Annotated in this window: 22 protein-coding genes and 1 pseudogene; 13 read left to right on the forward strand and 10 right to left on the reverse strand. The window is 35.8% G+C overall.

From position 1 onward, the window contains the following. Window positions 1–25: 25 nt before the first annotated feature. From QUH73_RS04505 to QUH73_RS04520, 4 genes are read left to right on the forward strand one after another with little or no spacing between them, the layout of a single operon-like run. Window positions 26–829 carry a ParA family protein gene (locus QUH73_RS04505; protein WP_101308054.1) on the forward strand — a complete coding sequence of 268 codons (804 nt, stop codon included), beginning with the start codon at window positions 26–28 and terminating at the stop codon, window positions 827–829. Between the two features lie 15 nt (window positions 830–844). Then, window positions 845–1,723, forward strand: coding sequence for a ParB/RepB/Spo0J family partition protein (locus QUH73_RS04510; protein ID WP_289529269.1), 879 nt, complete (start codon window positions 845–847; stop codon window positions 1,721–1,723). 29 nt (window positions 1,724–1,752) lie between these two features. Further along, window positions 1,753–2,412 (forward strand): DUF5683 domain-containing protein, encoded by a 660-nt coding sequence (locus QUH73_RS04515; protein ID WP_289529270.1) that lies wholly within the window; start codon window positions 1,753–1,755, stop codon window positions 2,410–2,412. A gap of 9 nt (window positions 2,413–2,421) precedes the next feature. Next, window positions 2,422–4,125 carry a lytic transglycosylase domain-containing protein gene (locus QUH73_RS04520; RefSeq protein WP_289529271.1) on the forward strand — a complete coding sequence of 568 codons (1,704 nt, stop codon included), beginning with the start codon at window positions 2,422–2,424 and terminating at the stop codon, window positions 4,123–4,125. Between the two features lie 384 nt (window positions 4,126–4,509). On the opposite strand, the gene QUH73_RS04525 is transcribed toward QUH73_RS04520, so the two are convergent. Genes QUH73_RS04525 through QUH73_RS04535 form a run of 3 tightly spaced genes read right to left on the reverse strand, consistent with a single transcriptional unit; the run spans window position 4,510 to window position 7,690 of the window. Further along, window positions 4,510–6,024 (reverse strand): GldG family protein, encoded by a 1,515-nt coding sequence (locus QUH73_RS04525; protein WP_289529272.1) that lies wholly within the window; start codon window positions 6,022–6,024, stop codon window positions 4,510–4,512. Between the two features lie 10 nt (window positions 6,025–6,034). After that, complete coding sequence (locus QUH73_RS04530) at window positions 6,035–6,754, reverse strand: ABC transporter permease subunit (protein ID WP_289529273.1); 720 nt, start codon at window positions 6,752–6,754, stop codon at window positions 6,035–6,037. A gap of 6 nt (window positions 6,755–6,760) precedes the next feature. Then, entirely contained in the window at window positions 6,761–7,690 is a 930-nt protein-coding gene (locus tag QUH73_RS04535) for an ABC transporter ATP-binding protein (RefSeq protein ID WP_289529274.1), read from the reverse strand. A gap of 168 nt (window positions 7,691–7,858) precedes the next feature. Here QUH73_RS04535 and hxpB point away from each other — a divergent pair, with 168 nt between their 5' ends. Next, window positions 7,859–8,512 carry a hexitol phosphatase HxpB gene (gene hxpB / locus QUH73_RS04540; protein ID WP_289529275.1) on the forward strand — a complete coding sequence of 218 codons (654 nt, stop codon included), beginning with the start codon at window positions 7,859–7,861 and terminating at the stop codon, window positions 8,510–8,512. Here the strand turns inward: hxpB and QUH73_RS04545 are convergent. The 6 genes from QUH73_RS04545 to hpt form a co-directional block, all read right to left on the reverse strand. Continuing rightward, a complete protein-coding gene (locus QUH73_RS04545) occupies window positions 8,499–9,011 on the reverse strand; it encodes a shikimate kinase (protein ID WP_289529276.1) in 513 nt (170 codons plus the stop codon). The genes hxpB and QUH73_RS04545 overlap by 14 nt on opposite strands. 48 nt (window positions 9,012–9,059) lie before the next feature. Beyond that, window positions 9,060–11,657: a DNA gyrase/topoisomerase IV subunit A gene (locus QUH73_RS04550; RefSeq protein ID WP_289529277.1), complete on the reverse strand. Its 2,598-nt coding sequence runs from the start codon at window positions 11,655–11,657 to the stop codon at window positions 9,060–9,062. 50 nt (window positions 11,658–11,707) lie between these two features. Continuing rightward, window positions 11,708–13,540, reverse strand: coding sequence for a DNA topoisomerase IV subunit B (locus tag QUH73_RS04555; RefSeq protein WP_289529278.1), 1,833 nt, complete (start codon window positions 13,538–13,540; stop codon window positions 11,708–11,710). A gap of 379 nt (window positions 13,541–13,919) precedes the next feature. After that, window positions 13,920–14,909: a GTPase ObgE gene (gene obgE / locus QUH73_RS04560; RefSeq protein WP_289529279.1), complete on the reverse strand. Its 990-nt coding sequence runs from the start codon at window positions 14,907–14,909 to the stop codon at window positions 13,920–13,922. Between the two features lie 17 nt (window positions 14,910–14,926). Next, on the reverse strand, window positions 14,927–15,532 hold the full coding sequence (locus QUH73_RS04565; RefSeq protein ID WP_289529280.1) for an adenylate kinase: 606 nt from the start codon (window positions 15,530–15,532) through the stop codon (window positions 14,927–14,929). Next, the gene (hpt, locus tag QUH73_RS04570) at window positions 15,533–16,075 is read right to left on the reverse strand and encodes a hypoxanthine phosphoribosyltransferase (protein ID WP_289529281.1); all 543 of its coding nucleotides are present in this window, start codon (window positions 16,073–16,075) and stop codon (window positions 15,533–15,535) included. A gap of 294 nt (window positions 16,076–16,369) precedes the next feature. On the opposite strand from hpt, the gene purE reads away from it, so the two are divergent. The 5 genes and pseudogenes from purE to QUH73_RS20845 all read left to right on the forward strand — a co-directional run. Beyond that, on the forward strand, window positions 16,370–16,876 hold the full coding sequence (purE, locus tag QUH73_RS04575) for a 5-(carboxyamino)imidazole ribonucleotide mutase (RefSeq protein WP_289529282.1): 507 nt from the start codon (window positions 16,370–16,372) through the stop codon (window positions 16,874–16,876). Between the two features lie 287 nt (window positions 16,877–17,163). Continuing rightward, window positions 17,164–17,976 (forward strand): hypothetical protein, encoded by an 813-nt coding sequence (locus QUH73_RS04580; protein WP_289529283.1) that lies wholly within the window; start codon window positions 17,164–17,166, stop codon window positions 17,974–17,976. Between the two features lie 9 nt (window positions 17,977–17,985). Continuing rightward, the gene (locus QUH73_RS04585; protein WP_289529284.1) at window positions 17,986–20,025 is read left to right on the forward strand and encodes a helix-hairpin-helix domain-containing protein; all 2,040 of its coding nucleotides are present in this window, start codon (window positions 17,986–17,988) and stop codon (window positions 20,023–20,025) included. 125 nt (window positions 20,026–20,150) lie between these two features. After that, window positions 20,151–20,276 (forward strand): hypothetical protein, encoded by a 126-nt coding sequence (locus QUH73_RS04590; protein ID WP_289529285.1) that lies wholly within the window; start codon window positions 20,151–20,153, stop codon window positions 20,274–20,276. A 42-nt stretch (window positions 20,277–20,318) separates the two neighbouring features. Next, a pseudogene (locus QUH73_RS20845) lies at window positions 20,319–20,624 on the forward strand (PaaI family thioesterase); the annotation flags it as partial. Between the two features lie 2 nt (window positions 20,625–20,626). Here the strand turns inward: QUH73_RS20845 and QUH73_RS04595 are convergent. Continuing rightward, entirely contained in the window at window positions 20,627–21,532 is a 906-nt protein-coding gene (locus QUH73_RS04595) for an RluA family pseudouridine synthase (RefSeq protein WP_289529286.1), read from the reverse strand. A 360-nt stretch (window positions 21,533–21,892) separates the two neighbouring features. Between QUH73_RS04595 and ybaK the strand changes: the two genes are divergently transcribed. The 3 genes from ybaK to QUH73_RS04610 are packed head-to-tail and all read left to right on the forward strand — an operon-like array spanning window position 21,893 to window position 23,736. Beyond that, window positions 21,893–22,381, forward strand: coding sequence for a Cys-tRNA(Pro) deacylase (gene ybaK, locus QUH73_RS04600; RefSeq protein WP_289529287.1), 489 nt, complete (start codon window positions 21,893–21,895; stop codon window positions 22,379–22,381). Then, window positions 22,378–23,016 (forward strand): HAD family hydrolase, encoded by a 639-nt coding sequence (locus tag QUH73_RS04605; protein ID WP_289529288.1) that lies wholly within the window; start codon window positions 22,378–22,380, stop codon window positions 23,014–23,016. Before ybaK ends, QUH73_RS04605 begins: the two co-directional genes overlap by 4 nt. Before the next feature lie 51 nt (window positions 23,017–23,067). Continuing rightward, window positions 23,068–23,736, forward strand: coding sequence for a DUF5020 family protein (locus QUH73_RS04610; RefSeq protein ID WP_289529289.1), 669 nt, complete (start codon window positions 23,068–23,070; stop codon window positions 23,734–23,736). Window positions 23,737–23,741 lie beyond the last annotated feature (5 nt).

The raw sequence follows: 23,741 nt of genomic DNA on the forward strand, positions 1-23,741 counted from the left end.
TAAAACCTTGTAATTAGAATTGTTTATGGCTAAAATAATTGCTCTGGCAAACCAAAAAGGAGGGGTTGGAAAAACCACTACAGCAATAAATCTTGCTTCAAGTCTTGCTGTTTTGGAGTATAAGGTTTTAATTGTTGATGCTGATCCGCAGGCAAATTCGACTTCAGGCATTGGCTTTGATGTTCGAAACATTGAAAAAAGCATTTACGAATGTATTGTTGATGGAATTGAACCCAAAGAAGCCATTCTACATAGCGAAATTGAAGGATTTGATATTCTTCCTTCGCATATCGACTTGGTAGGTGCTGAAATTGAAATGTTGAATCTTGCAAATCGTGAGCAAATCTTATTGAAGGTTCTTGAAAAATTGAGTCCTGATTATGATTTTATTCTAATTGACTGTTCGCCTTCACTTGGTTTAATTACCGTGAATGCGCTAACAGCAGCTAATTCAATAATCATTCCTGTTCAGTGTGAATATTTTGCATTGGAAGGTTTGGGCAAACTTCTGAATACAATTAAAATTATTCAGAACCGTTTAAATCCGGATTTGGAAATTGAAGGATTTCTTTTGACGATGTATGACAGCCGTTTACGATTATCAAATCAAGTTGTAAGTGAAGTTAAAAAACACTTTCAGGATATGGTTTTCGAAACGATCATTCAACGTAACACTAAGCTAGGTGAGGCTCCAAGTTACGGTAAACCAGCAATTCTTTATGATGCAGAATCGGCCGGAGCAGTTAATTACTTAAATTTGGCTCGTGAATTATTGAAAAATAATAACCTGACAAAAACAAACACCAAAGCAAAACTCATTAGCGAATAATATTGAAATAGTAAGATGATAAAAAAGAGCGCATTAGGAAGAGGATTAGGAGCACTGATTAATGATATCGATGATGTTCAGGCGAGACCTGAAAGAGATTTAAGTAACGAAATCGAGATCTCAAAAATTGAAGCAAATCCCTATCAGCCAAGAACCAAATTTGATGAGGAAGCTTTGAATGAATTGGCTCAATCTATTAAAGAATTAGGAATTGTTCAGCCAATTACGGTTCGAAAAATTCATAATAACTCCTACCAGCTTATTGCCGGAGAAAGACGCTATCGAGCAGCTAAAATTGCCGGACTGACTAAAATTCCAGCTTACGTTCGATTGGCTGAAGATGATAAAATGCTGGAACTTGCCTTGGTTGAAAATATCCAACGTGAAGACCTTGATTCTATTGAAATTGCCATTAGTTATCAAAGATTAATTGAAGAGTGTAAACTAACGCAAGAGAGTTTATCTGACCGTGTAGGTAAAAAACGCTCTACAGTATCCAACTATTTACGACTACTAAGACTACCTGCTGAAATCCAAAAAGGAATTCGCGAGAAAAAACTACTTATGGGCCATGCCCGCGCATTGGTAAATGTTGATGATCCAAGAACTCAACTTGAAATTTTTCAAGTAACCGTTGAAAATGATTTCTCAGTTCGAAAAGTTGAAGAATTGGTTCGTAATTTCAACCAAACAACTGAAGAAAAACCGACTCAGGAGAAAGCAACAGCACTTCCTAAAGAGTATGAATCTTTAAAGGATCACTTAGCCAATCATTTTAGTGCAAAAGTTGATCTTAAACGCACCAAAAACGGCAAAGGAAAAATCATTATCCCATTCACATCCGATGACGATTTAGAACGTATCCTTGCTGTATTGGATCAAATGAAATCATAAGTTAGTTGAAACTTTTAAAAATTTAAACATTGAATAATTTGCGCCTGGTAATTATCCTTGGGCTGATCTTTCTTATGCTTTTTGGCAAGTCAAACAATGCCATTTCTCAGCAATTAGTAGAAGCAGACACTGTAGCGGTAGAATCAATTGTTAAAGTTCATTCTCCGCATAAAGCAACCATGTACTCTGTTATATTTCCTGGTTTAGGACAAGCCTACAACAAGAAGTATTGGAAGATACCTATACTATACGCGGGAATTGGGGTAACAGTTTATGCCATTAACTGGAATACCAAAAATTATAGAAAGTACAAAAGTGGCTTTAAAGATTTTTCTGAATTTTATGATTGGAAAGCTCTCTCTGCAGAAGAAAAACTAGTGACCGAAAAACCTACTGCGGATAGTTATCAGAAAATTCTGGAAAATGATTGGGATGCCACAACAACATCCTATGATACATGGTTTAAAACCACTTTACAAAATGGCAAAGACTCTTATAAGCACGATCGCGATCTTAGCTATATCATTTTGGTCGGAGTTTACGTACTAAATATTGTAGATGCTGCGGTTGATGCACATTTTACCAATTTTAATGTGAACAATGACTTGACTATTAAAGTAGAACCTGCGGTTAGCTACTCTGCTTTTTCGGGCAATTCTCTTGGCTTTAGATGCCAAATTACCTTTTAAAAAACAATGATGAAAAGAAAACAATATATTTTACCCCTTATTTTTTTGGGTACAACATTTGCTTGCAGCACTACCAAACAGTCAAGTTCAGAACAAACATTCAAAACAGAGTCAGAAATTGAACAAGTAACTCTTTCTGAAATTGACACCTTATCGAAAGTTGCAGAAAATGTAATTGAGGAAACTGAAAAGGACTCTTTGGATTTTCTGAAAATTAATCCGGTGGATGTTCGCTGGGATTTGAATGACAGTATCAATACAACTTTCTCAAACAACTTAGACAGTTTGCTTTATTCGTGGTACGCAAAAAACACGTTTAAAACAAGAAAATACATTCAGGACTCCATTTCAGTTCAAACAGAAAAAATTCCTGATTCCGTTTATATCAAACGATTGGAACAAATTCCTTCTGTAATCGATTTATCTTACAATAAAATCGTACGAAACTACATCGAATTGTATTCGCAAAGAAGAAGATCTCAGGTTGAAATGATGATGGGAATGTCAGAATACTATTTCCCGATTATCGAAGAGATTTTGGACAAAGAAGGTCTGCCTCAGGAATTAAAATATTTACCCATCATCGAATCGGCTTTAAATCCAAAAGCACTATCCAGAGCCGGAGCAAGTGGTTTATGGCAATTTATGTATGGAACGGGAAGAATGTACAAGCTCGATATTAATACTTTTGTTGATGAACGAAGAGATCCTGTAAAAGCGAGTTACGCTGCAGTAAAATATCTGAAAGATATGTATCGGGTTTACGGCAATTGGCATTTGGTAATCGCTGCCTACAACTGCGGACCAGGAAATGTAAATAAAGCGATCAGACGAAGTGGCGGCAAGAAAAACTATTGGGATATTTATTTTCACTTGCCTAAAGAAACAAGAGGATATGTACCGGCATTTATAGCGGCTCTTTATACTTTCAATTACCACAAAGAGCATCAGTTATTCCCACAACCATCTAATTTGCCAGTTGCATGCGACACATTGCTTATCAGTGAACAACTTCACTTCGATCAGGTTGCCAACGTAATCAACATTTCAAAAGAACAATTAAGAGAATTGAATCCTCAATACAGAGCTGATATTATACCTGCGAGTAAAAATGGTTATGCATTAAAAATCCCTCTGGAGTACACCGCTAAGTTTATAGATAATCAAGACTCTATTTTTGCTTACAAAAAAGATTTTTATTTTAGCATGAGAGATAAGGTGGTAAATCCTAATGACCGGTACCAAAAGTTTGCCCACGTTACACCCAAGGATAAAGATAAGGTGTATTACAAAGTAAAATCGGGTGATGCCATTGGACTTATTGCTTCCTGGTTTCATGTTAGAACCTCGGATTTAAGATATTGGAATAACATAAGAAGAAACTTAATTAAGGTTGGGCAAAAACTGGTTATTTATGTCCCTAAAGGAAAAGAGTCCTATTATAGTAGTTTCAATGCAATGGGTTACAGCCAAAAGCAAGCTACATTAGGAAAAACAGTTTCATCAACAACACAAACCACAACGAAATCAACTCCAACCGCTAACAGTAATGGATCATACATTTACTACACTGTAAAAAGAGGTGATAACTTCTGGACTATCGCCAAAAAATTTCCGGGTATTTCCAACTCCGACATCATGAAAATCAATAATATAAAAGATGATGGAAGTCTTAAGGTGGGGCAAAAACTAAAGATTCAACCCAAAGGCTAAAAATAAATCCTAGTTAAAACAATATAAAATAAAAAAAACGAAGTAGTTACTTCGTTTTTTTTATGCTGTTTTATTAACAATACTAAATATTTTATTAACAAAAATTAGTGATCTTTATTTTTATTCCTTTTAAATAACGCTAATGAAAAGTGCTGCACACACTGATTTTACTGACTAGAAACCTTTTCATCACAACAAACAATCCACACATTAATCAAAAAATTTTGATCGGAAAGAAATATATAATTAAATTGCCATCAATAAATAAAATCAGACTCGATCTGACTTATTTATCCCGATTTATTGATATGCTAATAAGCTTCTGGTTGTTCTTTCCCGGAATTGCCAGAAGCCGGGATAAAACTCCTTCTACTACTACCCTTTCTACTTTATAAAACCAGGTTTCATTCTTTTAGATCGCTTTCTCCGTCTTCTTTCAAAACGGAACAAACCATATGCAATTATTAACACGAGTGGAAGTAAGAAATTAAGGTATTTCAAAAAGAAAACTCTGGCATCGGTAATTTCTTTTATGGGGCGTGAAGAAACGCCTTTTGTTCTTAGCGACATTAATCCGGTATCATCACTTAACCAATCTACCGCATTTGCTAAAAAATTAATATTATCCCTCTGAATAGTAATCTTACTTGTACCTAAACCATTTACAATAAAATTTCCATCACCAACAACACAAATTCGCGCTTCTTTTTCACCCCCCATATTTCCTCTAATTGTTGCTGCAACGGTTAAATCGGGATAGAGAAAATCCTGTGCTCGCCATATTCTTCCAATATTAAAACTAATTGGCGCTTTTAATTTCCCCGAAATGTCGGATGTAAAGGCAAGAGGCTGATAGTTCATCGTGCTATCACCAATAAAACTAATCGGACTTGCAAATTGCAATACAACCGTTTCGATACCATCCGTAATCGTATGATTTGAAAATTTAGATATCACAGGTAAAAAGGGAAAATTAATTTGCTGTGGATAGGAAAAATATCCTTGTTGCTGAACCGTTACAGTTCCACATTTTTTATCAACAATAAAGGAATCATCTACATATAAACCTTTGGTTTGCAACCATGTTTCTAAACCAGTATTCACAGAAACTCCAATTCCATCATTCAACATTCCGTTTACCCGCTCAATGGCTATAAATAAATTACCTCCTTCAGCTAAATATTTATCCAGTCGCGATAATTGTGTTGATGAAATGGTTGCCATTGGCCCAATTAACATCAAAGACTTGTATTCCGAAAGATCAGGCTCAGACAATAAATGAATCTGCTTAACGTCGTACAAAATAGACAATTCAGCAATGGCCTGTTCCAATTTTCCAAGTGCAGGCTCACCGTGTCCAACAATGTAGCCAATTTTAGGTTTATCCTTAATGGTTAGTCTCTTAATTAAGGTAGACAAAGTATATTCCATAACTATTCCAGGCTTAATTAATGGAATAATTTCTGACTTATCTCCAACCTGAATAGACATTCCCAAAAAGACCCTTTGTACTTTAATCTGATCCTTTTCCCGAATTTCCAACGGCACTGGATTGATTCCGGCCTCGATAGCCTCTTGTTCCAACTCCTCATTCGTATTGGGGTTGATAAATTCAAAATCAATTTTCTTCTTACTGTAATTATTATATTCTGTTAAAAGATTTTTCAGATCCTGTACCGTCCTGTTAACGTCTGGAGGTAAATTATCAGACACATACAAAGTAATTATAATAGGTATCTCCACCTCTCTTAAAATACGTTTGGTTGAACGATCCAATGTATATCTCTTATCCTCGGTAAAATCAGCTCGAAAGAAAAAAACCGAAGAAATAAAATTCAGGATAATTAAAATCCCTGCTACAACTAAACTGCTATATATTATATTTTTTCTTTTAGTCATAAATCAGGATTTACAGATTGCGATTTGATAAAATCATTTTTGACGTAAAAAGACAGAAAAACACAATAGAGAAGAAATAAATCAGATCTTTTGTATCAACAACACCTCTTGAAATCGATTCAAAATGAGTTGAAAGACTCATATAACTAAAGAAACTCCCAATGAGGCCTACAAAGTTAGAAGCCAATACATCAAAAATAATGTGAAAAAAAATACCTATGGACAAGGCTGCTAAAGATGCAATTATTGGATTGGAAGCAATACAGGAGGCAAGCAATCCAATACTAATATAAACCATACTCATAAGCAATAAGCCCACGTATCCCAATAAAATTGCGGAATGATCTACCGGACCAATTGCCCATAAAGTGAAATAATAAATTACTGTCGGAGCCAGTGCTATTGCAATTAACAGTAAAGTGGACAAAAATTTACCAAAAATTAATTGCCAATCGCTTACAGGTTTAGTAAGAAGGAGCTCAAGTGTTCCTGCCTTTAATTCCCCGGCAATTGAACGCATAGTAAGAGCCGGAATAAAAATAAATAAACTCCAGTATGCAACTGTAAAAAATGTATTGAGATTAGCTTGCCCTACAAAAAAGACATCTGCCCCGTAAATCCAGGTAAAAAAACCACTAAATCCTAAAAAAATAACGATTAATACATAAGCCGTTAATGAATCAAAAAAAGTGCTTAGCTCTCGGCTGGCAATGTGTAAAATTTGTTTCATAAAAATCTAATGAAGGGTTAATATCCGAAATATATCCTCCAGTTTTTTTTCTGTAGGGGTCAGCTCAGTAATGTAATAATTATTTCGAACACAAGTATCAAATATAGATTTAACTGATGTTGTATTGGGCAAAGACTGGATCTCAAACAATTGTTTATCAACATCAATAATATCAATAGAATCAATCGTTTCGATCTCAAATAAGGATTCAAAGATATGATCGATATTACCTCCTTGTACTCCCAATTTTAAAATCTCATTTCCCTGGGCTTGCTTCCTTAATTCTGCAGCGGTTCCGTCCACTACAATTCTACCATTATTAATAATTAAAATACGATCGCAGGTAGCTTCAACCTCGGCTAAAATATGAGAGCTTAAGATAACCGTTTTTTCCTTTCCAATACGCTTAATAAGCTCCCGAATCTCAACAATCTGATTTGGATCAAGCCCTGTTGTTGGCTCATCAAGAATTAAGATATCCGGATCATGTATTAATGCCTGAGCCAATCCAACTCTTTGCTGATAACCTTTAGAAAGCTCACCAATTAATTTGTGTTTTTCCCCCTCTAAACCACAAGTCCGAATCATATCCAATATCCTTTCGGGAATAAGATATTTTGGTATCCCATGAATTTTCGCAACAAATTCCAAAAAATCAATGATGTTCATTTCCTGATACAATGGATTATTTTCGGCCAGATATCCAATATTTTTCTTAATGATTTCGGGATGATCATGAATAGAGTAACCACCAACCAATATGTCTCCTTCTTCAGGTTTAATAAAACATGCCATTGCTTTCATGGTAGTGGTTTTTCCTGCTCCGTTAGGACCCAAAAAACCCAAAACCTCTCCTGCTTTCACACGAAAAGATACATTATCAACAGCCTTTTGAGGGCCATATCTTTTGGTAAGATGTTCAACAACAATATCCATATACGAAAAATCTAATTGTATCTAACAAATTTAGAAAAAAGGCCATCTATCCAACTGAACTGTTAGCATTTTAACAATTATTAACAGTAAATAATCAGATGTGATGGCAGCCCTCTCTATCATATACTTAAAATAAGTATTTTTGCAAGCTAAATGTACAATGTAACTATGATTAAAGCAGTAATTTTTGATATGGATGGTCTTCTGATAAATTCAGAACCATTCTGGCAAGAGAGTGAAACAAAAGTATTCTCTTCACTTGGACTGGATGTTAACAATAAAATGTTTGAACAGTTCATGGGAAAAAGAATAGACGAGGTAGTTGAAGTCATGTATAAAATGACGCCCTGGAATCATGTTTCGAAAGAGAAAGTTACCGAAGATATTGTTGAAAACGTTATTCGTTTGGTCTTGGAAAAAGGAGCTTGTTTGGATGGTGTGAATAAGACTCTGGAGAATTTACAACAGGCTTCCTTTAAAATTGGGCTTGCCTCATCCTCAAAAATGAAAATTATTTCAGCTGTTTTAGAAAAACTACAACTTCAGGATTATTTCGAAGTAGTTCATTCTGCCGAATTTGAAAAGTATGGAAAACCACATCCGCAGGTTTTTATAACAACAGCGGAATTACTCGGAATTCACCCTTCGGAATGTGTCGTTTTCGAGGATTCTTTAAATGGTGTAATCTCCGCTCTTGCGGCTGGCATGAAATGTATTGCTGTTCCTGAGAAAGATGCCTTTAATCTTGATAAATTTATCATCGCAAATAAAGTTCTTGGTAGTTTAAATGATTTTGAGATTCCTCAACTTACAGATTTATAATTGGATCAAGAATTGTGGTAAAGTCACCTAATTCCAAATTACCAGAGACCATTTTATACTGCGACTTTTCATAAAAAGGCATTCTGATCTTCAAATGCCTCTTTATGTAGTCCAGTAATTCATCCTGCGAGAAATTTTTCACCAAAGGACGCTCAGTATCAGAGTTCGTAATTCGCTCACGAAGCAATGAAGGACTGCATTCGATAAACAAAGTAACTCCCAAGCGATTCATCTCCTCCATGTTGTTATTAAAACATGGAGCTCCGCCTCCGGTGGCTACAATAATATTTTCCGTATTGGAAATCGATTTCAAAGCATCATGCTCCCGTTGCCGGAAACCAGACTCTCCAAATTTTTCGAAAATTTTCGGGATCGTTAAATTCTCTCTCTCTTCAATTAAAGTATCAAGATCAACAAAACGAACCCCATAATGGGCTGCAATAATCTTACCCCAGCGCGATTTACCACACCCCATATATCCAATCAAAAAAATCTTCATTACAAAATATTAAATAAATGAGGAATCAGAATTCGCTAAAAAAGAAAATTAATCCTGACCATCCCCGCTAGGATCAACATTATCAATCTCAACACCTTCAACATTTTCATCCTCATCTTCGCGTGGCAGAGGCTCAATTTCTTTGATTTCAGATACTTCGTAAATCGATAATCTTTTTCCCCTTGCTTTGTATGATTTTACACCAATAAACTCATTTCCATCTACAATTTCATTAGGCCGATCTGCATTTTTACCTCCATATGAAATTTCAAACCTTGGATATTGCTCATCAGTCAAGCATACCAGTCTGTTGGCAGGATTTTCACCTAAGAAACTTACCTCTTTGCCATTTCCTTCCATGGTAAAGCGTTTTAGGTAGTAATAATCCTGATCGGCATCAAAAAAGACAGCAGACCAAATTTTTTCATCATCGTATTTTTCAATAATACTGATATTATCGGGATAGTGATTGCTTAAATCGAAGCTTGTAAAATGAAATGATGATGCTCTTGTTACAACAAGAATTTTGTCATCTCCTGTAAATTCACCAATAAAATCGCCTCTTTGGTCCGTATTTATACGCAAAACATCTGGATCAAACCAAATTTTTCGTCCACCCAAAGTGGAAACTCCTTCTTGTTTCAGAGTGATCTTATGGACATCATTTCTGGATAATATATTCCCCATTGAAGCACGTCCTTTAACAGCCAATTCAGCAAAATCAAATTCAAAAACTGTTTTTTTCAAACGAGCCTTTGGCTTTAAAACAACACGAATAACTTCAGCCTCACCGTTTGGATTCGCACTAAAGTACAGAATTCGTGAACCATCTTTTGATTTGGTGATATCGTACTCTTTGTCACGAGTAATACTGGTGACCGAAAAACGTTTTACGTAAGAGTTTCCAGCCTTGCCATCCCGATAAGCTACATTATAAATCGTTCTCTTATCATTCTTTCTGAATACCGCTATGTGCAACAGGTTCTTTCCAACAAAACACTTATCAGCAACTTTAGTCACAAAATAAGTACCGTCTTTTCTAATCACAATAATGTCATCAATATCAGAGCAATCGCAGATATACTCATCCTTTTTGAGACCTGTTCCAATAAAGCCTTCCTCTCTGTTAACGTATAATTTTTCGTTGGCAACCACTACTTTGGTTGCTACAATATTTTCGAAACTTCTAATTTCAGTTTTTCTTTCACGTCCTATTCCATATTTCTTCTTTATGGATTTATAGTACCTGATTGTGAAAGGAATAATATTCGCCAAATGAACCTCAATTTCTGCAATCTCATCTTCAATAGATTGAATAAAATCCTTGGCTTTATTGATATCGAATTTAGAAATTCTTTTAATTTTAATTTCAGTCAACCGCACAACATCGTCACGGGTTACGGCACGCATTAATGTTGCCGTAAAAGGTTTTAAGCCAGTATCGATGGTTTGGATAACCTCTTCCCATGTTTCACACTCCTCAATATCCCGATAGATTCTGTTTTCGATAAAAATTCGCTCCAAAGAAGCATAATGCCATGATTCTTCAAGTTCATTTTTTCGTATTTCAAGCTCCAGCTTCAGTAAAGCAACCGTATTATCGGCAGCGCGCCTTAAAATTTCAGCAATTCCAATAAATTTCGGTTTATCATTCTCTACAATACATGCATTGGGAGAAATAGAAATTTCACAATCCGTAAAAGCATAAAGAGCATCAATGGTATTATCAGAAGAAATACCATTGGCCAAATGAATCTGAATTTCAACAAATTCAGCCGTATTGTCGTCAATCTTTTTGATCTTGATTTTTCCTTTATCATTTGCTTTGATAATGGATTCAATTACGCTTGATGTTGTTTTTCCAAATGGAATTTCAGTGATTTTAAGAGTTCGGTTATCGAACTTTTCAATTCGAGCTCTCACTTTCACAGCACCACCACGCAAACCATCGTTGTAACGGCTTACTTCAACCATCCCTGCGGTAGGAAAATCGGGATAGAGTTCAAACTCCTCACCACTTAGGTAGGACACACAAGCATCAATTAATTCGTTGAAGTTATGCGGCAATATTTTGGATGCCAGTCCAACCGCAATACCTTCTACACCTTGCGCCAATAATAGTGGAAATTTTACCGGAAGCGTTATTGGTTCTTTGTTACGCCCATCGTAAGATTGTTTCCAATTGGTTGTTTTTGGATTAAAAAGAACCTCAAGAGCAAATTTAGATAAACGTGCTTCAATATATCTTGGTGCAGCAGCAGAATCACCGGTGAGAATATTTCCCCAGTTTCCCTGCATGTCAATCAACAAATCTTTTTGTCCCAGCTGAACCAAAGCATCCCCAATCGAAGCATCTCCGTGAGGATGATACTGCATGGTGTTACCAATAATATTGGCCACCTTATTGTATCGTCCGTCATCCAACTGCTTCATGGCATGCAAAATTCTTCGCTGAACAGGCTTTAACCCATCATTTATATAGGGTACAGCTCGTTCTAAAATCACATAGGATGCATAATCCAGAAACCAATTTTGATACATCCCGGAAAGATATGTCACATTCCTCATTGTTTCGGAGTGCGCGCCATTCACATCATTATCCATTTCCTCTGGGATTTCCATACCATTTGTCTCGTCGTTACTCATAGAGGTATTTGGGTTTATTTAGTTCTAAAAAATAGATTGATGAAATTTGCTTAAAGCTCATCTCTTTCAATATGAAGATTACCGATGATAAATTCTTGTCTTAAAGGAGTATTTTTCCCCATGTAGAATTCCAACATGTCCGGAACAGAATCATCTTTCTTCATTACAACAGGATCAAGCCTGATATCTTTACCTATAAAGTGTTTAAATTCACTTGGTGAGATTTCACCTAAACCTTTAAATCGGGTTATTTCAGGGTTAGCTCCTACACTTTTCATTGCCTTCACCCTCTCCTCTTCGGAGTAACAATAGTGAGTTGTTTTCTTATTCCGGACCCGAAACAGCGGTGTTTGTAAAATATACAAATGTCCGCTTCTAACAACATCAGGAAAGAATTGTAAAAAGAAAGTAATTAATAGCAAGCGAATATGCATCCCATCCACATCGGCATCAGTTGCAATAATCACATTGTTATAACGTAAACCTTCCAACCCATCCTCAATGTTTAATGCCGCCTGCAACAGATTAAACTCTTCATTCTCGTAAACAATCTTTTTCGTTAACCCATATGTATTCAAAGGTTTCCCTTTTAAACTAAAAACTGCCTGAGTGTTTACATCGCGAGATTTGGTAATTGATCCGCTGGCGGAATCTCCCTCGGTAATAAAGAGAGAAGCTTCTGATTTTTGTTCGTGCTTTGTATCGAAATGAACCCGACAATCACGTAATTTTTTATTGTGTAAACTAGCTGTTTTTGCTCGTTCTTTGGCAATTTTTTTAATGCCGGAAATGGCCTTTCTTTCCTTTTCTGACTCAATAATTTTCTGGAGAATAGCCTCGGCTACAATTGGGTTTTTATGCAGATAATTATCCAAATTAGAAGTCACGAAATCCATTATAAAATTCCGAACGGATGGCCCCTCGGGTCCAATATCTTTAGACCCCAATTTTGTTTTCGTTTGTGATTCAAAAACCGGTTCCTGTACTTTAATACTAATTGCAGATATAATAGAAGTCCTGATATCTGATGTGTCAAAATCTTTTTTAAAGAAATCCCGAATCCCTTTCACCAAGGCCTCTCGAAATGCAGCAAGGTGAGTTCCCCCTTGCGTTGTATGCTGTCCGTTTACAAAAGAATAGTACTCTTCACCATACTGTCTGCCATGGGTCATAGCAACTTCGATATCCTCACCTTTCAAATGGATAATATCATATAATCCTTCCGAATTCATATTCTCATTCAAAAGATCAAGCAATCCATTTTTCGAAAAGAATCTTTGACCATTAAAGTAAATAGACAGGCCTGCGTTTAGATAAACGTAGTTTTTAAGCAGTGTTTCAATATATTCCGAAATAAACCGATAATTTAAAAACAACTCCTCGTCAGGATGAAAAACGATTCTCACACCATTTTTTTCCTCGGTAGGCTGAATTTCATTTTCCTCAACAAGAACACCTCTTGAGAAAATAGCTTTCTTAACCTCTCCTTCGCGAAAAGATTCAATAATGAACTGATCGGACAAAGCATTTACGGCCTTTATCCCCACTCCATTAAGACCTACGGATTTTTTAAATACTTCAGAATCATATTTTGCTCCCGTGTTCATTTTAGAAGTTACATCAATTAACTTCCCCAAGGGAATACCCCGGCCAAAATCACGAACCGTTACGTTCCTGTCTGTAATACTAACATCAATTGATTTGCCCACTCCCATAGCAAACTCATCAATTGAATTATCAATTACTTCTTTCAATAAAATATAAATACCGTCATCATGAGAAGATCCATCGCCAAGTTTCCCGATATACATACCTGGGCGTTTGCGAATGTGTTCTTTCCAATCTAATGTACGGATTGAGTCTTCAGAATATTTTGCAGTCATGAAAAATCGCGTTTTTACAAATATAGTTAAAAGAACCATTCGTTAGGAAGTAGTTTATCAACAGCCTGTTGAAATGCGCTTACTTAAAGCAATATTCCGGAAATAAAGCCATTCCTATTTCCCTAAAAATCAACGAAAAAAGATATTACAACACTCAGTAATTCAGAACAAACACAAATAAAATTCAATCTAAAAACTTAATTGTATTGACTATTGCTTTTTTTAAGTTTTACTAAATCAAAAAAAAGAAAGACAAAGAAATAAAGAAAATAAACAATGGTAGAATCGAAAAAAAGGCAAAATTCCTGATGTAAAAAAAGCTTCTTTCTCATCAGTAAATGGAGAAAGAAGCCGTAAAATATTTTAATGCTATTAAAGCTTACTCATTAATAGCTTTCCAAAGCATATCTTTTAGTTCGGCAAGTCCTTTTTGAGCCACTGAAGAAATAAAAACATGTGGTATTTCAGGTAAATCCTGTTCCATCTCATCAATCAACTCCTGATCCAACATATCCGATTTTGTAATTGCCAGTAATCGTTGTTTGTCGAGAAGTTCCGGATTAAACTGTTTTAGTTCGTTCAACAGAATTTTGTATTCATTATGAATATCATCGCTATCGGCAGCTACCATGAACAGAAGAACCGAATTTCGCTCAATGTGTCGTAAAAACCGCAAACCTAATCCACGCCCTTCGTGTGCACCTTCGATAATACCAGGAATATCTGCCATTACAAAGGAACGATTATCACGGTATGACACAATCCCTAAATTAGGAACCAATGTGGTAAAAGGATAATCTGCAATTTTTGGCTTAGCTGCAGATACTACAGAAAGTAAAGTAGATTTACCTACACTGGGAAAACCAACTAAACCAACATCTGCTAGAACCTTTAATTCTAGTATTACCGGTCGTTCTACTCTTTCTTCTCCGCTTTGAGCATAACGAGGTGTTTGATTTGTTGAAGATCTGAAATTCCAGTTCCCCAGACCTCCACGACCACCTTTCACTAAGATTTTCTCTTCACCATCTTCGGTTACATCAAAAATAACTTCACCAGTTTCAGCATCACGGGCAACTGTACCCAATGGCACCTCAATCACCTTGTCTTCTCCTTCTTTACCCGTACTTCGGCTCTGACTTCCATCGCCTCCATCACCAGAAAAGACATGGCGACTATACTTTAAGTGCACCAAAGTCCAAAGTTGTTTATTTGCACGTATGATAACATGTCCTCCCCTGCCACCATCACCACCATCCGGTCCACCGGTCATTGTCAACTTATCCCTGAAAAGGTGAGTTGACCCGGCACCTCCGGCACCTGAACGACAAAATATTTTTACGTAATCAACAAAATTAGACCCAGCCATAATATTATATTTTTAATCTATTGTACTTCAACAGGAACCAATTGTCCCGTTAAACATTTTTCCAGCAATAAGCTAATTCGTTCAAGTACATCATTTAATGATCCTTTTGCATCGAGAGAGTGATACACACCCTTTTCTTTATATCGCTTTGCAATTGGAGCAGTAACATCTTCATAAATCCGAAGACGTTTTTCAATTACTTCTCTTCCACCATCATCCGGTCGGCCGGAAGATTCGCCTCTTTTTAAAAGTCGTTGAATTAATTCTTCTTCTTCCACTTTTAATTCAATAACTATATCAACAACACTGTTCCGTTTGGCTAACATTCCGTCAAACACATCAATCTGACCTTCATGACGTGGCATTCCATCATACACAAACCCCTTTGCTTCGGTATTACTGTCTAAAAACTTCTCAACAATTCGATAGGCTAATTTATCCGGAAAAAAATTTCCTCCATCAATCAATCTTTTTGCTTCTAATCCTTCGGGTGTTGCCAGCTTAATTTCTTCTCTGCATACATCACCTGTAGAAAGGTGAATCAACCCATATTTTTCCTGAAGCAACTTAGACTGAGTTCCTTTTCCCGAACCAGGAGGTCCAAACAAAACAATGTTCAACATTTACTTTTCAATTACAGTATATACATCCGGAAGGTTTCTACCCATTCCATCGTAATCCAAACCTCTTCCAACAATAAAATCATTTGGTATTTCCATACCTACGTAATTTAATTTCACATCACGAATCAAAGCATCCGGTTTAAACAACATGGTTGCAATCAAAACTTCTTTGGCTTCGTAATCTTTAATCTGTTCCAGTGTATTTGTGATCGTAATTCCTGTATCAACAATATCTTCCAACAATACAACGGTTCTGTCTTTTAAATCTTCCGTAAAACCCATTAATTTTTTCACCTTACCAGTTGTTCCCATTCCGTCGTATGAGGACAATCTCATAAATGTAATCTGAGCATTTTCAACAGTTATCTGCTTCATCAAATCTGATGCGAACATGAAAGAACCATTTAAAATACAAATAAATAACGGATTTGTCCCAGCAAGATCCTTATTCATTTTTTCAGCCATTTTAGCAATTACATTGTCAATATCCTCAGAAGGAATAGACACTCTAAATTCTCGATCCAGAAGTTTTACAGTTTTCATTGATTCAATTTTTGTCTTAGTTGTCCGATTTCCCCCAACAAGGTTTCCCTTGAAATATCGGGCGTTTAAGGCAATGCCCTAAAATATCGTAAAATAAATATGTCTCACTCTAAAAAAACAGAAATAAAAAATGTTTCAATTCCACAGTGTTACATACATATTTTTTTTTCAATTTTACGCTTGAAAAAATAGTCAGCGATGCAAGCAACATTGGAATTAAAACAATTCCTTAATTTTTGTTGCAAAAGTACAATTTTTTGTCATTTTATTTACCAAATCCACGAATAAAACCATATGAAAGCAAAAGTAAGTATCATAATGGGAAGTACATCTGACCTTCCGGTTATGGAAAAAGCCGCCAAAGTCTTAAACGACTTCAAAATCCCTTTCGAGATTCATGCATTATCTGCTCACAGAACACCTGAAGAAGTTGAGATATTTGCCAAAGGAGCATTCGACCGTGGAATAAAAGCCATTATTGCCGGAGCCGGAATGGCAGCGCATCTGCCTGGTGTAATTGCCGCAATGACACCTGTGCCGGTAATTGGAGTGCCAATCAACGCATCCTTAGATGGTATGGATGCACTTTTAAGTATTGCTCAAATGCCTCCGGGAATTCCTGTTGCAACAGTTGGTATTAACGGTGCTATGAATGCAGGCATCCTTGCCGGGCAAATGCTTGCCATTGGAGACAGTGAATTACAAAAAGAAGTTATCGCGTTTAAAGAAAGTCTTAAAGAAAAGATCGTTAAAGCGAACGAAGAATTGTCTTCTATCAAATACGAATTCAAGACCAACTAGGAAACAAAATAAAATTCACCAACACAAAACCACAAAACATAATTCTGTTTTGTGGTTTTTTTTATTATATTTATCACCGATGTAATTCTGATTAACATTTAAACGATGTAATTCTGTTTACAACAAACAACCAAAGCTTATAAGATAACACAATCACAATTTTCAACAATAATATTATTTCATAGATTCAAGGGTATCAATACATTAAAATCCTCTCGGAACAGATAATAATCATAAGAGGAAAGGTGTTCATTTATTCTTTCTATGACTTGGACAATAATCTCAGGATGAAAAAAACATATCTGCTTCTTCTTCTTTTACTCCCAATTCATTTATTCGCATCAAATGAAAATCATTTAGCTGGTGCCCGCTCGCATGCAATGGGAAATTCAAGTGTAGCATTATTAGATATTTGGGCTGGCTTCCACAACCAGGCAATATTGGCAAAATTGGATGAAAAATCTTTTGGAGCGTACTACGAAAATCGGTTTGATGTAGAAGAATTAAGCACTAAAGCATTTCATTTTAACTATCCGACTCAACAGGGAACTTTCAGCATGACTTATACTCAATTTGGTTTTAATCTATATAAAGAAACCAAAATTGGTATCGCTTATTCCCGTGCTCTAGGGAAACACTTTTGGGCAGGATTGCAATTTGATCAAATCCGACAAGAATTGAATCAATCCTACGGATCACAGAGCAAATACACATTCGAAGCTGGAATTCTCGCAGAAATATTTCCTGATATTCATTTAGGCTTTCATATTTTCAACCCAAGTCAAACAAATTTCACCACTGCAGATTATGAAGATAAAATTCCCTGCATAGCAAGATTTGGTCTTTCATGGAAGTTGTCCGATCAAACGATTATCACCTCTGAAATTGAAAAGGATTTGGATCATGACATGAGAAGCAAATTTGGCATTGAATACGGAATAACCGAAAAAATATCCCTACGCGCCGGAGTTTACAATCATCCGAATTCAATCAGCATGGGAATGGGATTTTCTTTTAAAATTGTGAAAGCCAACATTTCCTTTTCCCGGCATCCGGTATTGGGTTATACTCCTTCGGCTGATATCAATATAACCTTTTAGTTTGTGCGCATGAATTCTTCAAAACATTTAATAATACTCTTGTGTTTATTCAGTTACGCACTGATAACCAAATCACAAAACACAGCATCACAAAATGATTTGATTGAAAATTTAATTGAATCAATTGCAGAACAAAGTGAAGAAAATTTGGACTACTCGAATCTGCTAGACGAATTAAACATCCTTTTAATTGATCCAATAAATCTAAATAGTGCGAATGAAAGTGATCTGAACAAGCTGCTTATTCTCAATAAAAATCAAATCAATAATTTTATAAAATACAGAGAAAGTACCGGACAAATATTTAGTCTTTATGAATTACAGCTAATACCTGGATTTTCATCGGAAATTATTCGAACCATTTCTCCTTTTGTTAGTCTAAAACAAATGGTGCAGGATACTCTCAGCAAAAGAAAAAAAGCAAAGCACATTCTACTTTTAAAATCAGAAAGAACAATTGAAGAAGAGAAAGGCTACGCAATTGAGAACGCAAATTCAAGATATCTTGGAAATCCATGGAAATATTATACACGCTACCAATATGTATCTCCTAAAAAAAATATCTCTTTTGGTTTTACCTCCGAAAAAGACAAAGGAGAGCCGTTTTTTGAAGAAGAAAATAAGAATGGTTTCGATTTCTACTCAGCTTTCATTCAATACAATTCCGAAGGAATTTTAAAGCAAGTAAATCTGGGTGATTATCAGATCAAATTTGGACAAGGACTGAGCGTTTGGTCTGGATTGGGAGGTGGAAAATCCTCTTTAACAACTCATAACGCATGTAAATCTCAAGGGATTAAAAGCTATAAATCTACTGATGAAAACCAGTTCCACCGTGGTATATCAGTACTATTAGAACCTCTTAAAAATGTAAATTTTGCACTGTTCACCTCCTACAAAAAGAAAGACGGAACTCTTCAATCTGATTCCACTGCATCTTTCATATCAAGCATTGTAAACACAGGTTTTCATAGAAACGTTACCGAATTTGATAAAAAACACAAATTGAAAGAAATGATTTTTGGCTCCTACTTATCAGCCAATCTGAAAAAGATAGAACTGGGAATATCATTTCTGCAATCTAAATATACACCTGAAATAAAAGGAACTGATGCCACTTACAATCTTTACGGTTTTAAGGGAAGTGGCAACCGTAATATTAGTCTTTACTACGAAACACAATTTCGATCGATACACTTATTTGGAGAAATAGCGCAAAGCAAATCCGGAGGCAGAGCACTTTTGCAAGGAGCAAATATACAAGCTCATCCACAACTTAACTTCGAGCTGATCTACCGAAAATACGATCCGGATTATCATGGATTATTCTCGAATGCATTTGCAGAACAAAGTAAAACTCAAAACGAAGAAGGGGTTTACATAGGCGTAGAATTTCATCCTTATCCAAAATGGACGTTAAAAGCTTATTACGATCAATTCGAATTTCCCTGGCTAAGATATTCAGCCAACTCGCCCAGTGAAGGACATGAATATTTCTCACAACTTGAATTTACTCCCAACAATTCGGTTTCGGTTTATTTTAGGTACAAGCAGGAGAGCAAACCAGAAAACAACAGTTCAAGCGTTATTAAAAGTCTGGTTATCCAGAAGAAAAATCAATACCGTCTTCATTTATCGGCAAAACTGAATGAAAATTGGGAAATACGAAACCGAATTGAAATTGCTCAATATCAAAAGGATAATGTAAGTGAGAGTGGTTATCTGGTTTATCAGGATTTAATCTATCACTTTACCAACAAACCAATTTCCCTAAATTTTCGTTACGCTTTATTCGACACAGATTCTTTTAATTCAAGAATTTACGCGTATGAAAATGATATTCTTTATGCCTACTCCGTGCCCGCCTACTATCTGAAAGGAAATCGTTTTTATTTCAATTGTAACTGGGAGCTAAACAGGCATCTTAAATTATACGCGAGATATTCTCAAACAAAATATTCCAACCAAACAAGCATAGGCTCCGGGAACTCAGAAATAAGTGGTAACACAAAATCTGAAATCAAATTACTGCTCAAATTTCGTTTTTAATACCGATAATTAAATGAATCTAGCGCCAAGTTCGTTACACTCCTTCGCTTTGTTCATTTATACATCGGCAATAATTTCGGAATTAAAGAATCCTTTCTTACTTTCGAAACCGAAATTCAATAAGCATGAAAAAAATAATCAATCCTTATATGGAAACCGAAAATGGAAACTGCTTTGGTTGCTCCAAAAAAAACGAGCAAGGTTTGCAAATGGAATTCTTCGAAGATGACGATTTTATTGTCTCTCACTAGAATCCGAAAGCTCATTTATCGGGTTTCAAAAATGTATTACACGGAGGAGTTCAGACTGCCATTCTTGATGAAATTGCTTGCTGGGTAGTATTTGTAAAATGCCAAACCAGTGGAGTAACCACAGCCTTAAATGCAAGATTCAGAAGCTCTGCTTTTACAGATAAAGGATTGCTGACAGTGCGGGCTCAATTAATTTCTCAAGAAAAGAAATTTGCGAACATTCATGCCGAAATATTGGATGAAAATGGAAAAGTTTGCTCTGAAGCCGAGGTACAGTATATGATATTTCCTACTGAGATGGCAAAGAAAAAGTTTGGGTATCCAGGAATCGAAGCATTCTATGAGTAAAATTACACCAGATTAAGATCTTCTTTGTATCTCTTCCATCGTTTTTCTTCCATTTCCATAAAACGGCCGAATTTATAAGGTGGATTTATTGAAATATCCATCTTCTCGTTGGTAAACGGATGATAAAACTGAAGCCCTGTAGCGCATAAAAACAATCCCTTTTTACGCAAAATCTCACCTTCACTTCCATATAATTTATCGCCCAAAATTGGAGTTCCCATTCCTGCCATGTGAATTCTCAACTGATGAGTCCTTCCTGTTTTAGGAAATAAATCGACCATGTTCAAGGTTTGATTTCGAATAGAATTATTTCTTCGAATGACCTGAAATGAACTTACAGCATCCTTACCATCAACAGGCATATCAACCATCCCTTTATCAGGCAAACTACCTATTACAACTGCCGTATATCGCTTACTAACAATTCTTTTCTCAAACTGAACTCCCAACGCGCCAATTGCCTGAGATGTTTTCGCAATCAGCAACAAACCACAGGTTGGATTATCCAAACGATGAACAGGACGAAAAACACGCAAGACATCCTTGCACGATGATAATTTCAAATTAAAAGGCAAAGTATTCTGAACAGTACGAAACAGATTTCCACTTACCGAAATTCCTGCTGGTTTATTGATCACAGCAATATGCTCATCTTCGTAAATTACTTCCAGTTGCAGCTCATATACTTTTGCCGGTGGCAATTCCAAATCACACATTTCAATTCGTTGCCCTGATTCTACCCATAAACCAGTTTTTGCAACAACACCATCCACAAAGACCATCCCCTTCTTTATCGCCTTTTTCATCCCCTGATGAGATGAAATTGAAACAAAAACAGAAGGAGCATAATCCTGCAAACGAATATCTCCTATGCCCTCCGGAACAATATGCGTTTCGATTACTTTCATAATATTTTAGTTTAAGTTTCTATCCCTGAAAGATAAAACAAAATCAGGACAGTATTTGCCTTAGATCGACACCCGATAAAAAATTGTCATTATTCTGTAATAACACACTTCAAATATCTAATCTTCTTTCACTTAAATATGTAATTTTAATTCTTAACAAATTAAAACAATAATATTATTTCCTCCTGCAAACCTTTGTTTCTGACAAATGTCAGTTTTTTAATGGGCAGACAAAAAAGTTTTTAATTTTGAAATTTAAAAATTTTACTACTTTTGCGCCTTATTATAAAGGCATCATCTGGGAAACTGGTAGTTTCCAGTAAAAAACGATTGTTTTTTAACTGGCCAAAAAACAAAAGGATGAAAAAGACAAATGCTGCCCGCATTTTAGATCGGGCAAAAATTGAATACGAAATTATCGATTACGATGTGGATCCAATAGAATTGGGAGCCGAACGCGTAGCCGAAAAAACAGGTCAGCATATTCAATTTATCTTCAAAACACTTGTCCTTACCGGAGATAAAACAGGCACAACTGTCGCTTGCATTCCCGGAGCCTCCGAACTTGATCTTAAAGCATTCGCAACTCTTAGCGGCAATAAAAAATGTGCAATGGTTCCCGTGAAAAATATTCAGGAACTTACTGGCTATATTCGTGGTGGCTGTTCTCCGCTGGGAATGAAAAAAGATTACCCTATCTTTATGGATATGAGTGCTCTTAAGCTTGATTATATTTTAATTAGTGCTGGTATCAGAGGCAAACAGCTAAAGCTAAATCCACATGATCTGCTAAAAGTATCAGGTGCAGCAACCGGAGCAATAGCTACCTTAAAATCCCAAACTAAATGATAAAAAGTAAAGCAATTATTTGGGATTACAACGGAACACTTTTGGATGATCTGTCAATAGGACTTAAGAGTATCAACCAAATGCTGATAAAGAGGGAGCTTCCTATATTAAGCACGGAAAGCTATAGAGACGTTTTTACTTTTCCGGTAAAAAAATATTACGAATCTGTTGGATTCAATTTTGAAAAAGAAGATTGGGATCTTACAGCAAAAGAATTTATCTCTAATTACAGATCCTTATTACCCGAATCAAGTATATTTCCTGAAGCCATTCAGCTTCTTTCCCATTTTTCGTCCTTAGGTAAAAAACAATTTATCCTGTCGGCAATGGAACAGAACATGCTGAACGCTTCGGTTGCAAGTGTAAATATCGGCAATTTTTTCTCCGAAATTTCCGGTATTGATAACATTTATGCCAGTTCGAAAATTGCAAATGGAATTAAAATGATTGAAAGTCATCAGCTTACTCCGAAAGATGTTTGCCTGTTTGGAGACACTACTCACGACTACGAAGTTGCTCAGGAATTAGGCTGTAATTGCATATTAATTGCTGCAGGTCATCAATCAATCAAGAAATTAAAAGAGACCGGTTGCCCTATTGTGGTCAATCATCTTAACGATATTATAAAGAATTAAAACAACCATTTTTAGTAACTACTATTTTTAAACCTAAACAATCATTTTAAGATGAAAAAATTACTTGTAATCTTCGCTGTTCTGGCTTCTTTCGCAGTTAATGCGCAAAACTTTCAGTTGCACCGCGATTTCGACAGAGATCAATTTACTTCTACTTTCGAAATGTTTAAAATAGACAAATGGGGTAACACTTTTACTTTCGTAGATTTTGATTACAATTCAGAAAACGGAATCAACCAAGGTTATTTTGAGATTGCCCGTGTCTTAAAAACAGAAAAAATGCCTATTGGTATCCATATTGAATTCAATGGTGGTGTTGGAAATGCCACAAACTTCGGATACACCATTACAAATGCCTGGATTTATGGTTTAAACTATTCCAAAGGAAATGCAAAATGTGGGTTTTCGGCTTATGCAGGTTACAAATCTTTTAAAAATGCCGGCAAAGGTAATTTTCAGGTAACAGGAACTTGGTATGCGAACCTGTTTAAAAATAAAGTAACACTATCTGGTTTTGCTGATCTTTGGTCAGAAAATGGAGACAATGAAGCGATTGCCTCAGGTATTGTTTCAGACAAACTGGTTTTCTTAACTGAACCACAATTTTGGTATAATGCCACAGAAAACATCTCTCTTGGTGGAGAAATTGAAATCTCTAACAATTTTGCTGGTGACGATTTTAAAGTTCGCCCTACTTTAGCTGTAAAATGGAATTTCTAATCGAA

The sequence above is a fragment of the Labilibaculum sp. K2S genome, from assembly GCF_030372765.1.
Lineage (GTDB): Bacteria > Bacteroidota > Bacteroidia > Bacteroidales > Marinifilaceae > Labilibaculum.

Bases quoted from the DNA above. Each gene is read 5' to 3' on its own strand.
- QUH73_RS04505 (WP_101308054.1), top strand. From the start codon at position 26: ATGGCTAAAATAATTGCTCTGGCAAACCAAAAAGGAGGGGTTGGAAAA.
- QUH73_RS04510 (WP_289529269.1), top strand. From the start codon at position 845: ATGATAAAAAAGAGCGCATTAGGAAGAGGATTAGGAGCACTGATTAAT.
- QUH73_RS04520 (WP_289529271.1), top strand. From the start codon at position 2,422: ATGAAAAGAAAACAATATATTTTACCCCTTATTTTTTTGGGTACAACA.
- QUH73_RS04525 (WP_289529272.1), bottom strand. From the start codon at position 6,024: ATGACTAAAAGAAAAAATATAATATATAGCAGTTTAGTTGTAGCAGGG.
- QUH73_RS04530 (WP_289529273.1), bottom strand. From the start codon at position 6,754: ATGAAACAAATTTTACACATTGCCAGCCGAGAGCTAAGCACTTTTTTT.
- QUH73_RS04535 (WP_289529274.1), bottom strand. From the start codon at position 7,690: ATGGATATTGTTGTTGAACATCTTACCAAAAGATATGGCCCTCAAAAG.
- hxpB (WP_289529275.1), top strand. From the start codon at position 7,859: ATGATTAAAGCAGTAATTTTTGATATGGATGGTCTTCTGATAAATTCA.
- QUH73_RS04545 (WP_289529276.1), bottom strand. From the start codon at position 9,011: ATGAAGATTTTTTTGATTGGATATATGGGGTGTGGTAAATCGCGCTGG.
- QUH73_RS04550 (WP_289529277.1), bottom strand. From the start codon at position 11,657: ATGAGTAACGACGAGACAAATGGTATGGAAATCCCAGAGGAAATGGAT.
- QUH73_RS04555 (WP_289529278.1), bottom strand. From the start codon at position 13,540: ATGACTGCAAAATATTCTGAAGACTCAATCCGTACATTAGATTGGAAA.
- obgE (WP_289529279.1), bottom strand. From the start codon at position 14,909: ATGGCTGGGTCTAATTTTGTTGATTACGTAAAAATATTTTGTCGTTCA.
- QUH73_RS04565 (WP_289529280.1), bottom strand. From the start codon at position 15,532: ATGTTGAACATTGTTTTGTTTGGACCTCCTGGTTCGGGAAAAGGAACT.
- hpt (WP_289529281.1), bottom strand. From the start codon at position 16,075: ATGAAAACTGTAAAACTTCTGGATCGAGAATTTAGAGTGTCTATTCCT.
- purE (WP_289529282.1), top strand. From the start codon at position 16,370: ATGAAAGCAAAAGTAAGTATCATAATGGGAAGTACATCTGACCTTCCG.
- QUH73_RS04580 (WP_289529283.1), top strand. From the start codon at position 17,164: ATGAAAAAAACATATCTGCTTCTTCTTCTTTTACTCCCAATTCATTTA.
- QUH73_RS04585 (WP_289529284.1), top strand. From the start codon at position 17,986: ATGAATTCTTCAAAACATTTAATAATACTCTTGTGTTTATTCAGTTAC.
- QUH73_RS04590 (WP_289529285.1), top strand. From the start codon at position 20,151: ATGAAAAAAATAATCAATCCTTATATGGAAACCGAAAATGGAAACTGC.
- QUH73_RS04595 (WP_289529286.1), bottom strand. From the start codon at position 21,532: ATGAAAGTAATCGAAACGCATATTGTTCCGGAGGGCATAGGAGATATT.
- ybaK (WP_289529287.1), top strand. From the start codon at position 21,893: ATGAAAAAGACAAATGCTGCCCGCATTTTAGATCGGGCAAAAATTGAA.
- QUH73_RS04605 (WP_289529288.1), top strand. From the start codon at position 22,378: ATGATAAAAAGTAAAGCAATTATTTGGGATTACAACGGAACACTTTTG.
- QUH73_RS04610 (WP_289529289.1), top strand. From the start codon at position 23,068: ATGAAAAAATTACTTGTAATCTTCGCTGTTCTGGCTTCTTTCGCAGTT.